Raw genomic sequence first — 13,170 nt, 5'->3', positions numbered from 1 at the left:
GGGCTGGATTTGGCTGAGCGCCGGCCAAAATTCAGCCCCTCCGGCGTTTGAGGAGCGGGGGTCCGGGGGCTGGTCCCCGGGAGCGGTGCCGCGTGTGACCGCTACAGCCGCTCGATGATGGTGACGTTGGCCTGGCCGCCGCCCTCGCACATGGTTTGGAGGCCGAAGCGGCCGCCCGTGCGCTCCAGTTCGTGGAGGAGGGTGGTCATCAGCTTGACGCCCGTCGCGCCGAGGGGGTGTCCCAGGGCGATCGCGCCGCCGTTGACGTTGACCCGCGCCGGGTCCGCGCCCGTTTCCTTCAGCCAGGCCAGGGCCACGGGGGCGAAGGCCTCGTTGATCTCGACGAGGTCGATGTCGGAGAGGGACATGCCCGTCTTCTTCAGGGCGTACGCCGTCGCCGGGATCGGCGCCGACAGCATGCGGATCGGGTCCTCGCCTCGCACCGACAGGTGGTGGATGCGGGCCCGCGGGCGCAGCCCGTGTTCCCGTACCGCCCGCTCCGAGGCGAGCAGCATCGCCGCCGCGCCGTCCGAGACCTGGGAGGAGACCGCCGCCGTGATGGTGCCGCCCTCCATGACGGGCTTGAGTCCCGCCATCTTCTCCAGGGTGGTGTCGCGGCGCGGGCCCTCGTCCACCGACACCGACCCGTACGGCACGATCTCCCGCTCGAAGCGGCCCTCGTCGATCGCGCGCAGCGCCCGCTGGTGGGAGCGCAGGGCGAACTCCTCCATGTCGAGGCGGGAGATGCCCCACTTCTCGGCGATCAGCTGGGCCCCGTAGAACTGGTTGACGGGGGAGTCCCCGTACCGGGCCCGCCATCCCTCGGAGCCCAGGTAGGGGCCCTCGGTGAAGCCCAGCGGTTCCGCCGCCTGCCGCGAGGCGAAGGCGATGGGGATCATCGACATGTTCTGGGTGCCGCCGGCGACCACCAGGTCCTGGGTGCCGGACATGACGCCCTGCGCCGCGAAGTGCACGGCCTGCTGCGAGGATCCGCACTGGCGGTCGATGGTGACGCCCGGCACCTCTTCGGGGAGTCCCGCGGCCAGCCAGGCCGTCCGGGCGATGTCGCCGGCCTGCGGTCCCACCGTGTCGAGGCAGCCGAAGACCACGTCCTCCACGGCCGACGGGTCGATCCCGGACCGTTCGACGAGGGCCTTGAGGACGTGCGCTCCCAGGTCGGCCGGGTGGACCTCGGACAGGCCCCCCTTGCGCCGCCCCACGGGGGTGCGTACCGCTTCGACTATGTAGGCCTCGGGCATCGGAACTCCTCAGGGATATACCGGGGATACGGGACTTACGTGCGCGTGGCGATGCCGTCCAGGACCATCGAGAGGTACTGGCGGGCGATCTCCTCGGGGCTGTGCTGGCCGCCCGGCCGGTACCAGGACGCCGCCACCCACACCGTGTCGCGCACGAAGCGGTAGGTGAGGCGGATGTCCAGGTCGGCGCGGAAGACCCCGTCCGCGACCCCGCGCTCCAGCGTCCCCAGCCACGCCTTCTCGAACTTGACCTGCGAGTCGGAGAGGTAGTGGAAGCGGGGCTGGACCGACAGGGTCCGGGATTCCTTCTGGTAGATGGCGACGGCGGCGCGGTGCCGGTCGATCTCCCGGAACGATTCGGTGACGAGGGCCTCGATGGTCTCCCTGGGTCCGAGACCGGCGGCGAGGACGGTGTCGTACCCCTCCCACAGCTCGGTCAGGAAGGCGGAGAGGATCTCGTCGAGCATCGATTCCTTGGAATCGAAGTGGTAGTAGAGGCTGCCGGCGAGCATGCCGGCGGCGTCGGCGATCTTGCGGACGGTGGTGGCGTTGTAGCCCTGCGCGGCGAAGACCTCGGCGGCGGTGCCGAGGAGTTCGCGGCGGCGTTCGGGCGACGCCGTCACCTGGGGCTTCTTCTTGGCCGTCGGTGCGATCGGCTTGTTCGTTGGCACGCGTCCATTCTGGTCCCAGGCCGGCCGGTCATGCGCCGGCCTACGCGTGCTGACTGCTGACCGATACGGTCTCGCCCGTCATGTACGACGAGTAGCCGCTGGCCAGGAACACGATGACGTTGGCGACCTCCCAGGGCTCGGCGTACCGGCCGAAGGCCTCGCGGGCGGTGAGTTCGGTGAGCAGCTCCTCGCTGGTGACCTTCACCAGGTGCGGGTGCATGGCCAGGCTCGGCGCGACCGCGTTGATCCGTACGCCGAACTCCGCGGCCTCCAGCGCAGAGCAGCGGGTCAGCGCCATCACCCCGGCCTTGGCGGCGGCGTAGTGGGCCTGCCCGGTCTGGGCGCGCCAGCCGACGACGGAGGCGTTGTTGACGATCACCCCGCCCGTTCCGGAGGCCTTCATCGAGCGCATCGCGGCGCGGGTGCAGCGGAAGGTGCCGTTCAGGGTGACGTCGAGGACGCGGGACCACTGGTCGTCGGTCATGTCGACGAGGTTCGCCGTGCCGCCGAGCCCGGCGTTGTTGACGACGAGGTCCAGGCGGCCGTGGAGCCGCTCGGCGAGCGCGAAGAAGGCGCCCACCTGCTCCTCGTCGGTGACGTCGCAGGGCAGGGAGGCGACCCGGTCCGCGCCGAACTCCGCGGCCAGCGCCTCCTCGCTCTCCTTGAGGCGGCGGGCGTGCGCGTCACCGATGAGGACACGGGCGCCCTCCTCCAGGAAGCGGCGGGCGGTGGCCCCGCCGATGCCGGCCCCGGCGGCCGCGGTGATCACGGCGGTCCGGCCGGTCAGCAGGCCGTGCCCGGCCACGTACTCGGGTGCGTTGCCGATCGCGTTCATGCCCGTACCTCCTTGGGAAGGCCGAGGATGCGCTCGGCGACGATGGTGCGCTGGATCTCGTCGGAGCCGGCGTAGATGGTGTCGGAGCGGGAGAAGAGGAAGAGCCGCTGCCAGTCGTCCAGGTCGTACGGGTCCCCGTGCGCCCCGGCCGCGAGCAGCGAGGCGGCTCCGCAGACGTCCACGGCGAGTTCGCCGAGGTCCCGGTGCCAGCGGGCCCAGTACAGCTTGGCCGTGGACGGGGCGACCCCGGGCCGCAGTGCGGAGGCGCGCATGGTCTCCAGGCCGATCCAGGCCCGGACGAGCCGGTCGCGGATCAGCGGATCGGAGATCGCCCCGTTGTGCTTGGCCAGCGCGGCCAGGTCTTCGAGCTCGCGGCGGAAGCCGACCTGCTGGCCGAGGGTGGAGACGCCGCGCTCGAAGCCGAGGGTGGCCATGGCGACGGCCCAGCCCTCGCCGGGCGCGCCGACCACGTGGGCGGCGTCGGTGCGGGCCCCGTCGAAGAAGACCTCGTTGAACTCGGAGGTCCCGGTCAGCTGCACGATGGGCCGGACCTCCACCCCGGGCTGGTCCATCGGGACCAGGAGGTAGGAGAGCCCGGCGTGCCGGCGGGAGCCGGGCCCGGTGCGGGCGACGACGAAGCACCACTGCGCCTCGTGGGCCAGGGAGGTCCAGATCTTCTGGCCGTCCACCACCCACGCTCCGTCCACCAGGGCGGCCCGGGTGCGGATGTTCGCCAGGTCCGAGCCGGCGTCGGGCTCGCTGTAGCCCTGGCACCACAGCTCCTCCACGGCCCGGATGGGCGGCAGGAAGCGCCGCCGCTGCTCCTCGGTGCCGTGCGCGATGAGGGTGGGGCCGAGGAGCTGCTCCCCTATGTGGTTCACGCGCGCGGGCGCGTCGGCGAGCGCGTACTCCTCGTGGAAGGCGATCTGCTGCGCCGTGCTCGCGCCGCGGCCGCCGTACTCGACGGGCCAGCCCACGCAGGTCCAGCCGTGTGCCGCCATGTGCCGCTCCCAGGCGAGGCGTTCGGCGAAGGCCTCGTGCTCCCGGCCCGGTCCCCCGCGGCCCTTGAGGGCGGCGAACTCGCCGGTGAGGTGGGCCCGTAGCCAACTCCGAACCTCGGTGCGGAACTGCTCGACGCTGCTCATGGCCGTACGTTAACCTACCAAACACTTGTTAGGGAAGGATTCAGGGATGCCCGAAGAGACGCCCGACGAAACCCCCGTGCTCTACGAGCGCCGCGGCCCGGTCGCGTACGTGACCATGAACCGCCCCCGGTACCGCAACGCCCAGAACAGCGCGATGACCTACGCCCTCGACGACGCCTTCTACCGGGCCGCCGACGATCCCGCGGTCAAGGTCCTCGTCCTGGCCGGAGCCGGCGAGCACTTCTCCGCGGGCCACGACATCGGCACCCCCGAGCGCGACGCACACCTGCCCTTCGAACGCCGGGCGGGCCTGTGGTGGGACCACTCCCAGCGCTCCGGAGCCGAATCCCGCTTCGCCCGCGAATCCGAGGTCTACCTCGGCATGTGCCGGCGCTGGCGCGAACTGCCCAAGCCCGTCATCGCCTCCGTCCACGGCGCCTGCGTGGCCGGCGGGCTGATGCTCGCCTGGGTCTGCGACCTGATCGTGGCCAGCGAGGACGCCTTCTTCGCCGACCCCGTCGTCCGCATGGGCATCCCGGGCGTCGAGTACTTCGCCCACCCCTGGGCGATGCCCCCGCGCATCGCCAAGGAGTTCCTCTACACCGGCGACCGGATGCCCGCCCGCCGCGCCCACGAGATCGGCATGGTCAACCGGGTCGTCGAGCGCGCCGAACTGGCCGGAGCCACCGACCGGCTCGCCCTGCGCATCGCCGAGATGCCCTCCTTCGGACTCGCCCTCACCAAGCGGGCGGTCAACCAGGCCGAGGACCTCCAGGGACTCCACACCGGCATGGACTCCGTCTTCGGCCTGCACCACCTCGCGCACGCCCACAACGCCGAGACGGCGGCGGACTCGCTCGGCGGCATCAACATCTCCGCGATGAAGGAGGCGAACAGCTGATGGACCTGAACCACGCGGCCGACGTGGAGGCCTTCCGGGCCGAGGCGCGCGACTGGCTCGCCGCCCACGTACCCGCCACCCCCCTGCCCTCCCTGGAGACCCGCGAGGGATTCGCCGCCCACCGGGAATGGGAAGCGCTCCTGCACTCCGCCCGCTGGTCGGTGGTGTCCTGGCCCGAGGAGTACGGCGGCCGCGGCGTCGGCATCGAGCACTGGCTGGTCTTCGAGGAGGAGTACTGGGCCGCCGGCGCACCCGGCCGGGTCTCGCAGAACGGCATCAACCTGCTCGCCCCCACCCTCTTCGACCACGCCACCGAGGAACAGCGCGCCCGCATCCTGCCCTCCATGGCCAGTGGCGCGACGATCTGGGCCCAGGCCTGGTCCGAGCCCGAATCCGGCTCCGACCTCGCCTCCCTCACCTCCCGCGCCGTGCGCACCGAGGGCGGCTGGCTGCTGACCGGACAGAAGACCTGGTCCTCGCGGGCCGCCTTCGCCGACCGGGCCTTCGGCATCTTCCGCACCGACCCCGACGCCCCCAAACCCCACCAGGGCCTCACCTACCTGATGTTCGACCTGCGGGCCCCCGGGGTCACCGTGCGGCCCATCGGCCGCCTCGACGGCAAACCCGCCTTCGCGGAACTCTTCCTCGACGAGGTCTTCGTCCCCGACGCGGACGTCATCGGGGAGCCCGGACAGGGCTGGCGGATCGCCATGTCCACCACCGGCAACGAGCGCGGACTCACCCTGCGCGCCCCCGGCCGCTTCCTCGCCGCGGCCGACCGGCTCGTGGACCTGTGGCAGAGCCACGGGGACCCCGCCGACACCGCGCTGCGCGACCGGGTCGCCGACGCGGTCGTCGGAGCCCGCGCCTACCAGCTCTTCACCTGGGCCAACGCCTCCCGCTTCGCCGCCGGAGAGACGATCGGCGCCGAGTCCAGCCTGAACAAGGTGTTCTGGTCCCAGTACGACATCGCCCTGCACGAGAGCGCCCTCGACCTGCTGGGCCCCGACGCGGAACTCGCCGACGGGGAATGGGCCGAGCCGTGGATCTTCTCCCTCGCCGGTCCCATCTACGCGGGAACCAACGAGATCCAGCGCGACATCATCGCCGAGCGGCTGCTCGGCCTCCCGAAGGGCCGCCGCTGATGCGCTTCCTGCCGTCCGAGGAACAGTCGGACTTCGCCCGCACCCTGCGCACCCTGCTCGCCGCCTCCGACGTCCCGGCGGCGGTACGGGCCTGGGGCGCGGGCGACCACACCCCCGGCAAGGCCCTGTGGGCGCGGCTCGCCGCCACCGGACTGTTCGCCCTCGCGGCCGACGAGGCCCACGAGGGCATGGGCCTCATGCCGGCCGAGATGGCCTTCGGGTTCGTGGAGCTGGGCCGCGCCGGAGTCCCCGGCCCGGTGGTGGAGACGGCCGCCGCCGCCGTACTCCTGACCCGGCTCGGCGACGAGGCACTGGCCAAGCGGTTCCTCCCCGGGCTCGTGGCGGGGGAGACCCCGGCCACCCTCACCCTGCCCGGCGGGACCCCGTACGCCCTGGACGCCGACGCGGCCACCCACCTCTTCACGGTGTCCCCGGCCGGGGAGCTCCGCCTCGCCCCCGGCGCCGGACCGCTCCGCACCTCCACCGACCCCGCCCGGCGCCTGGCCCTCCCCGACGGCGGCGGCGAACTCCTCGCCGCCGGCCCGGCGGTCACCGCCGCGGCCCGGGACGCCGCGCACTGGGCCCGGCTGCTCACCACCGCCCAGTGCCTCGGCACCGGCGAGGCCCTCCTCGCCCGCACGGTGGAGTACGCGAAGCAGCGCACGCAGTTCGGCACCGCGATCGGCGGCTTCCAGGCGGTGAAGCACCGGCTCGCCGACACCCTGCTCGGCCTGGAGTTCGCCCGGCCGCTGCTCTGGGCCGCCGCGCTCTCCCTGGACCCCGGGGAGATCGCGGCGGCGAAGCTGACCGCGGGCGAAGCGGCGTACGCGGCCGCCATGACCGCCCTCCAGCTCCACGGAGCCGTCGGCTACACCGAGGAACTCGACCTCTCCCTGTGGCTGCGCAAGGCACGCCCGCTGCGCGACGCCTGGGGGAGCCCCTCGCAATGCCGGGCGGCGGTGCTTCGGGAGCGGCTGCGGTAGAAGGGCGCCAGGGCGGTGTGGGGCGGAGTGCGCCGCTCCGCGCCGGGCCGTCTCAGATGACGGCCACGCTGAGGCTGACCAGGTAGGGCTCGTGCACCGTCCCGTCGGGAAAGAGCGGATTCAGCCGCTCCCGCTCGGCGTCCAGGAACTCCCGAGTCCCCTCCTCGCCCAGCAGCAGGAACGCGGAGTGGCTCGCCAGGTTCGCCAGGTGCGCCTCCAGCGGGATCCGCCGGGACCACGGGACGGTCCGCTGGGCGAAACCGGAGCCGAGGCCGCGCGGGAGCGTGCGGTAGCCCAGCGACTGGGCGGTCCCGCCCACGGCGCCGGCCCCGCCCACGACCGCGCCGCCCGGGCCGTCGGCCCCGAAGAAGGCGCGGATCCGCTCGCCCTGCGCCGCGACCCAGCCGGCCGACTCGTCCAGATCGTTCCACCAGATCGCCAGCGCCCCGCCGGGCTTGAGCACCCGGCGGGCCTCCGGCACGGACCGCGCCGGATCCGTCCAGTGCCAGGCCTGGGCGTACGTCAGGAAGTCGAAGGCGGCCCCGGCCAGGGGCAGCCGGTCCCCGTCCCCGCGCACGATCGGGATCCCCGGCCGGGTCCGCCGGAACTCCGCGGCCATCCCGTCCCCGGGCTCCACCGCCACCACCTCGGCCCCCCGGACGCGCATCGGCGCCGTCCCGATCCCGGTGCCCGCGCCCACGTCGGCGACCCGGGCCCCGGCGAACCGGCGCCCGGCCAGCTCCTCGACGGCGTCGTACAGCGCCTCGGGATAGCCGGGCCGGTGCCGCCCGTAGAGAGCGGCGGCGCCGTCGAAGGACCGGGCCCGGGAGCGGGGAGTCGTCCGCGTTGGCCGAGTCGTCGTCATGACGCCATTCTCTTCGACCGGGCCCCCCCGGGCCACCCCTCGCGGGGCCGGGCTCACGCGGCGCGGACCAGCCCCGCCTCGTAGGCGAGGATCGCGGCCTGGGTCCGGTTGGAGAGGTCGAGCTGCGTCAGGATCCGCGAGACGTACGTCTTCACGCTCGCCGGGGACAGGTGCAGCGCCTGCGCTATCTGCAGGTTCGTCCGGCCCTCGCCGACCAGTGCGAGGACGTCCCGCTCGCCGGGGGACAGGGTGGAGAGCTGTTCCGCGTGGTCGGGCGCCCCGGTGCGGGTGTCGGCCCGCTCCAGCAGGACCCGCATCACCCCCGGAGCCAGCGCGCTGCCGCCCGCCGCGACCGTACGGATGCCGGCGAAGAGCTCCTCGGGGCGCAGGTCCTTCAGCAGGAACCCGGCCGCTCCGGCCCGCAGCGCGTCCAGGACCAGGTCGTCCGCCGTGTAGCCGGTGAGGACGAGCACGCGCGGCGGCTCCGGCAGCCGCAGCAGCTGCAAGGTGGCCTCCATGCCGTCGACCTTAGGCATGACCAGGTCCATCAGCACCACGTCCGGCCGGTACGTGCGCGCCAGCGGTACGGCCTCGGCCCCGTCGGCGGCTTCCGCGACCACCTCGATGTCGGGCGCGTTCGCGAGCAGGGTCACCAGTCCCGACCGTATGAGGCTCTGGTCGTCGACCACCATCACGCGGATCGTCATGTGACCCACCTCCCCTGAATCCCCGTCTTATTGCGGACATTACCGGCATACAGGGACTTAAGGCCCGTCAACCCTCCCTCCCCAGTCCCCTTTTGCTGTCCCGCTTGTCCTCTTTCGGGGACTTCGGGGACCCCCCGTTCTCCCGGACGGTGGTTACCGAGGCCGAACGCCCCACCGCTTCACCCGGCGCACCGGCCTCCGTACATGTCCCCGAAGTCAGGAACTCCGCATGTCTTTCCCGTCTGCCCGTACCCTCGCCGGTCTCGTTGTCGCCGGTATCGCCGCACCCGCCGCCGTGGGTCTCGTGGCACAGCCCGCGTCCGCCGCGTCGGTCGGCACGTGGGACAAGGTCGCCCAGTGCGAGTCCACCAACGACTGGAGCATCGACACCGGCAACGGCTACTACGGCGGCCTCCAGTTCTCCTCCAGCACCTGGGTGGAGTTCGGCGGCCGGCAGTACGCCCCCCAGGCCGACCAGGCCACCAAGGCGCAGCAGATCGCCGTCGCCGAGAAGGTCCTGGCGACCCAGGGCCCCGGCGCCTGGCCCTCCTGCGGCAAGCTCGCCGGCCTCCAGCGCGGCGGCCCGGCCCCCGAGGCCCCCGAAGCTCCTGTCAGGGGAGCCGGCACCTCGACCGCGGACAAGAACGCCGAGGCGGCCCCGGCCGCCCCGAAGGCCGAGGGCGCGAACACCTACACCGTCGCCGGCGGCGACACCCTCGGCACCATCGGCTCCGAACTCGGCGTCAGCTGGCAGACCCTCTACTCCGAGAACCGCTCGGTCATCGGGTCCGACCCGGACGTGATCTTCCCGGGCCAGCGCCTCGCGTACGGCTCCGGCGGCTCCTCCGACTCCGGCAGCAGCACCCCGGCCGCGCCGAAGTCCGCCAGCTCGTCGAGCTCCTCGGACTCCTCCGATTCCTCCTCGGACCCGTCCGACTCCTCGGACTCCTCCGGGAGCTCCAGCAGCGCCGAGGGCGTGCTGCCCGTCTCGGGCGGCAGCATCTCCGCGCGCTACCACCAGGCGGGCGGCTGGGCCGCCGGCTACCACACCGGCATCGACTTCGCGGTGTCCACCGGCACCCCGGTCCGGGCCGCGGCCGCGGGCACCGTCGTCTCCTCCGGCTGGCAGGGCGCCTACGGCAACGCCGTGGTCATCAAGCACGACGACGGCCGCTACACCCTGTCCGCCCACCTCTCCTCGGCGACCGCCTCCGAAGGCGAGCGGGTCTCCGCGGGCGAGCAGATCGGCCGCTCCGGCAACACCGGCAACTCCACCGGCCCGCACCTCCACTTCGAGGTCCGCTCCAGCAACAGCTACGGCGCCGACGTCAACCCGGTCACCTGGCTGAACGGCCTCGGCGTCTCCCTGTAACAGCGGGCCGCTCCACGCACGAGCGAGCCGGTCCACCGGGAACCGGTCCAACACGTCCCCCCGGGATGCCCCTTCGGCGGAAGAAGGGCAACCTGGGGGGACGTTTTGGTGTGTTCTACGCACTTATGTGCGTAGACGGGGGAGGGGTGGAGTCATGCAGGCCGTGCCCGGTCGCGCCGGACAGCTGCTGGAACGGGGTCTGCGCACCCTGACCGGGGAGAGCAGCGGGGCACCCGACCCGGTGCGGGCCCGCCGCACCGACCTGTGGCTCGCCCTGGTCTGCGGACTGCTCACCACCCTCAACCTCCACGACGTCCACCGCTTCGGCTTCGTCACCGACTACCCCACGAGCCTGGCCGTCGGCTGGCTCGCGGCCGTCTCCCTGCTCTGGCGCCGCTCCCACGCCTGGCTCCCGGCCCTCGTGGCCACCGCCGCGACCCTCGTCTCCGACGACCGCGGCCCCCTCGTCTTCGGCGCCTACGCCCTGGCCGCGTACGGCAGGGTCCACCGCTGGGGCGGGATCCTGCTGATGGCCCTCGTCTACGCCGCCACCCGCGACGTGATCCTGCCGCTCGGCTACGCGGGGCGGGACCCCGCCTCCTTCGTCCTCGGCTCCATCCTCGTGCCCGCCCTGTACGGGGAGACCGTGCGGCGCAACCGGCACGTCATGACCGCGCTGCGCGAGCGGGCCCGCCAGGCCCACGCCGCCGTGGACCAGGCGGCCGACCTGGCCGTGGTTCAGGAACGCACCCGTTTGGCCCAGCGCACCCACGACGGGCTGGGTCACCGCCTCACCGCCCTCACGATGCAGGCCGCCGCCCTGCGCCTGGACACCGAGGCCGACCCCCGGGTCCGGGAGGCCGCCGGAGCCGTGGAGGAATCGGCGCGGGCCGCGATGGCCGAGGTCAGGGAGGTGCTGGACATGCTGACCGACCCCGCGGGCAGCCGCGCGCACACCTCCCCCGTGGACGTGGGCCGCTTCCTCGGCTCCCTGGCCCGGAACATGCGGGCCACCGGCATGGAGATCACCCACCACACCCAGCCCGGCCTGGGCACCTTCCCCGCGGCCGACGGGCGGCTCCTGCTCCGGATCGCCCGCGAGGGGCTCACCAACGCGGCGAAGTACGCCCCCGGCTCCGCCGTTCGGATGAATCTTTACGCCGAAGGCGGGGAGGTCCGCCTCGATGTGGTCAACACCGCCCCGGAGGGGGAACGGATCGTCCTGGACTCCGGTGGCATGGGCATTCCGGGGCTCCGCCGCGCCCTCACGGAGGTGGGCGGGAAGCTGCGCGCCGGACCCGCGCAGGACGGAGGTCACATGCTCGCGGCGACACTCCCCGACCGACGTGTGCTAGCTTAGAGCTCGTTGCAGTTGTGGTACCCATGAACTTTATGTGCGCCTGACGGGAATGCTCCGACAGGCGCTTTTATTGTTTTGCCGGAATCTCCGGATGGGGCCCTTTGCCGCCTATTCAGGAGATTCAAAAATGGCACTTGGCACCGTGAAGTGGTTCAACTCGGAAAAGGGCTTCGGCTTCATCGAGCAGGACGGTGGCGGCCCGGACGTCTTCGCCCACTACTCGAACATCGCCACCCAGGGCTTCCGTGAGCTCAACGAGGGCCAGCGCGTGTCCTTCGACGTCACCCAGGGCCAGAAGGGCCCCCAGGCGGAGAACATCCTCCCCGCCTAAGGCAGTCAGCACGCCGGGGTCCGCACCGAGTAGGTGCGGGCCCCGGCTTGTCTGCTGTTTCGCACCATTTGAATTGCAGTGCCTTTGTAGTACCTGCCGGTTTCAGGAGGGCTTTCCCGCATGACCAGCTCCAGCTCCGCACGACCCAGCCGCCGCCCCACCCGGGGTCGAGGTGCGGCCCAGGGACGTCCGAAGGCTGGCGCGGGACGGCAGAAGTCCGCCCCCGTAGCCAGGCCCCAAGAATTCACCATGCCCGAACCGCTGACCCCGGCCCTGCCGCCGGTGGACGCGTTCGGAGACATGGACATGCCCGAGGCGCTGCTGAAGACCCTCGCCGCCCAGGGCGTCACCGAGCCGTTCCCGATCCAGGCCGCGACCCTGCCGAACTCCCTCGTCGGCCGTGACCTGCTCGGCCGCGGCCGCACCGGCTCCGGCAAGACGCTGGCCTTCGGCCTGGCCCTGCTGGCCCGCACCGCCGGCCGCCGCGCCCAGCCGAAGCAGCCGCTCGCGCTGGTCCTCGTACCGACCCGCGAGCTCGCGCAGCAGGTCACCGACGCCATGTCCCCGTACGCCACGGCCGTCAACCTGCGGATCACGACCGTCGTCGGCGGCATGTCGATCAACCGGCAGACCGGCGCCCTGCGCCGCGGCGCCGAGGTGCTCGTCGCCACCCCCGGCCGCCTGAAGGACCTCATCGACCGCGGTGACGCCGACCTCTCCCAGGTCTCCATCACCGTCCTCGACGAGGCCGACCAGATGACCGACATGGGCTTCATGCCGCAGGTCACCGCCCTGCTCAAGCAGGTCCGGTCCGACGGCCAGACCATGCTGTTCTCGGCGACCCTCGACAAGAACATCGACAAGCTCGTCAAGATGTTCCTCACCGACCCGGTCGCCTTCTCCGTCGACCCGTCCGCCGGTGCGGTCAGCACGATGGAGCACCACGTCCTGTACGTCATGGACGAGACCGACAAGAAGGCCGTGGCCACGCGCATAGCCGCTCGCGACGGCCGGGTGATCATGTTCGTCGACACCAAGCGCGGGGTCGACCGCATGGTCAAGAAGCTCCTCGCCGACGGCGTCCGCGCCTCCGGCCTGCACGGCGGCCGCTCGCAGCCGCAGCGCAACCGGACCCTCGACTGGTTCAAGACGGGCGAGGTCACCGCGCTGGTCGCCACCAACGTCGCCGCGCGAGGCATCCACATCGACGACCTCGACCTCGTCGTCAACGTGGACCCGCCGACCGACCACAAGGACTACCTGCACCGCGGCGGCCGTACCGCCCGCGCCGGCGAGTCCGGCAGCGTCGTCACCCTGGTCCTGCCCGACCAGAAGCGCGACATGACCCGCCTGATGTCGGACGCCGGGATCTCCCCGCGCACCGCGCAGATCAAGTCCTCCGACGAGGAGCTCGCGCGCATCACCGGCGCCAAGGAGCCCTCGGGCATCCCGGTCGTCATGGAGGTGCCGCAGGCCACCCCGCCGCGGCAGCGCTCCACCGGCCAGGCCGGCGGCTCCGGCGGCGGCGCGCGCCGCCGCTCGGGCGGCCCGCGCACCGGCTCCGCCACGGGAGCGGCTCCGGCCGCCGGGGGCGGC

General features: G+C 72.6%; 13 protein-coding genes. 7 read left to right on the top strand and 6 right to left on the bottom strand.

What is annotated here, in order from left to right:
- Nucleotides 1-101 precede the first annotated feature (101 nt).
- The 4 genes from ACFWNV_RS36535 to ACFWNV_RS36520 are packed head-to-tail and all read right to left on the bottom strand — an operon-like array spanning nt 102 to nt 3,910.
- A complete protein-coding gene (locus ACFWNV_RS36535; protein WP_383955605.1) occupies nt 102-1,259 on the bottom strand; it encodes an acetyl-CoA C-acetyltransferase in 1,158 nt (385 codons plus the stop codon).
- Nucleotides 1,260-1,294: 35 nt separating this feature from the next.
- Nucleotides 1,295-1,930 (bottom strand): TetR/AcrR family transcriptional regulator, encoded by a 636-nt coding sequence (locus tag ACFWNV_RS36530; RefSeq protein ID WP_383955602.1) that lies wholly within the window; start codon nt 1,928-1,930, stop codon nt 1,295-1,297.
- Between the two features lie 40 nt (nt 1,931-1,970).
- Nucleotides 1,971-2,765 carry an SDR family oxidoreductase gene (locus tag ACFWNV_RS36525; protein ID WP_383955599.1) on the bottom strand — a complete coding sequence of 265 codons (795 nt, stop codon included), beginning with the start codon at nt 2,763-2,765 and terminating at the stop codon, nt 1,971-1,973.
- A complete protein-coding gene (locus ACFWNV_RS36520) occupies nt 2,762-3,910 on the bottom strand; it encodes an acyl-CoA dehydrogenase family protein (protein ID WP_383955596.1) in 1,149 nt (382 codons plus the stop codon). Before ACFWNV_RS36520 ends, ACFWNV_RS36525 begins: the two co-directional genes overlap by 4 nt.
- A 46-nt stretch (nt 3,911-3,956) precedes the next feature.
- On the opposite strand from ACFWNV_RS36520, the gene ACFWNV_RS36515 reads away from it, so the two are divergent.
- From ACFWNV_RS36515 to ACFWNV_RS36505, 3 genes are read left to right on the top strand one after another with little or no spacing between them, the layout of a single operon-like run.
- A complete protein-coding gene (locus tag ACFWNV_RS36515) occupies nt 3,957-4,811 on the top strand; it encodes an enoyl-CoA hydratase (protein WP_383955593.1) in 855 nt (284 codons plus the stop codon).
- Nucleotides 4,811-5,956, top strand: a complete 1,146-nt coding sequence (locus ACFWNV_RS36510; protein WP_383955590.1) for an acyl-CoA dehydrogenase family protein — start codon at nt 4,811-4,813, stop codon at nt 5,954-5,956. The genes ACFWNV_RS36515 and ACFWNV_RS36510 overlap by 1 nt, the downstream gene beginning before the upstream one ends.
- Nucleotides 5,956-6,939: an acyl-CoA dehydrogenase family protein gene (locus ACFWNV_RS36505; RefSeq protein WP_383955587.1), complete on the top strand. Its 984-nt coding sequence runs from the start codon at nt 5,956-5,958 to the stop codon at nt 6,937-6,939. The genes ACFWNV_RS36510 and ACFWNV_RS36505 overlap by 1 nt, the downstream gene beginning before the upstream one ends.
- Nucleotides 6,940-6,991: 52 nt before the next feature.
- On the opposite strand, the gene ACFWNV_RS36500 is transcribed toward ACFWNV_RS36505, so the two are convergent.
- A complete protein-coding gene (locus ACFWNV_RS36500; protein ID WP_383955584.1) occupies nt 6,992-7,804 on the bottom strand; it encodes a class I SAM-dependent methyltransferase in 813 nt (270 codons plus the stop codon).
- Between the two features lie 53 nt (nt 7,805-7,857).
- Nucleotides 7,858-8,511 (bottom strand): response regulator, encoded by a 654-nt coding sequence (locus ACFWNV_RS36495; protein ID WP_383955581.1) that lies wholly within the window; start codon nt 8,509-8,511, stop codon nt 7,858-7,860.
- 229 nt (nt 8,512-8,740) lie between these two features.
- Between ACFWNV_RS36495 and ACFWNV_RS36490 the strand changes: the two genes are divergently transcribed.
- The 4 genes from ACFWNV_RS36490 to ACFWNV_RS36475 all read left to right on the top strand — a co-directional run.
- A complete protein-coding gene (locus ACFWNV_RS36490; protein WP_383955577.1) occupies nt 8,741-9,883 on the top strand; it encodes a peptidoglycan DD-metalloendopeptidase family protein in 1,143 nt (380 codons plus the stop codon).
- Nucleotides 9,884-10,037: 154 nt separating this feature from the next.
- Complete coding sequence (locus ACFWNV_RS36485; RefSeq protein ID WP_383955574.1) at nt 10,038-11,243, top strand: sensor histidine kinase; 1,206 nt, start codon at nt 10,038-10,040, stop codon at nt 11,241-11,243.
- Nucleotides 11,244-11,370: 127 nt separating this feature from the next.
- Nucleotides 11,371-11,574 carry a cold-shock protein gene (locus tag ACFWNV_RS36480; RefSeq protein WP_112447913.1) on the top strand — a complete coding sequence of 68 codons (204 nt, stop codon included), beginning with the start codon at nt 11,371-11,373 and terminating at the stop codon, nt 11,572-11,574.
- 120 nt (nt 11,575-11,694) lie between these two features.
- Nucleotides 11,695-13,170 (top strand): DEAD/DEAH box helicase (locus ACFWNV_RS36475; protein ID WP_383955571.1); only part of this gene is annotated, 1,476 nt, incomplete at its 3' end.

This window comes from Streptomyces sp. NPDC058401, from assembly GCF_042722885.1.
GTDB lineage: Bacteria > Actinomycetota > Actinomycetes > Streptomycetales > Streptomycetaceae > Streptomyces.
The sequence above is the reverse complement of the archived record's forward strand: the minus strand, read 5'-3'. Positions and strand labels throughout refer to the sequence as shown.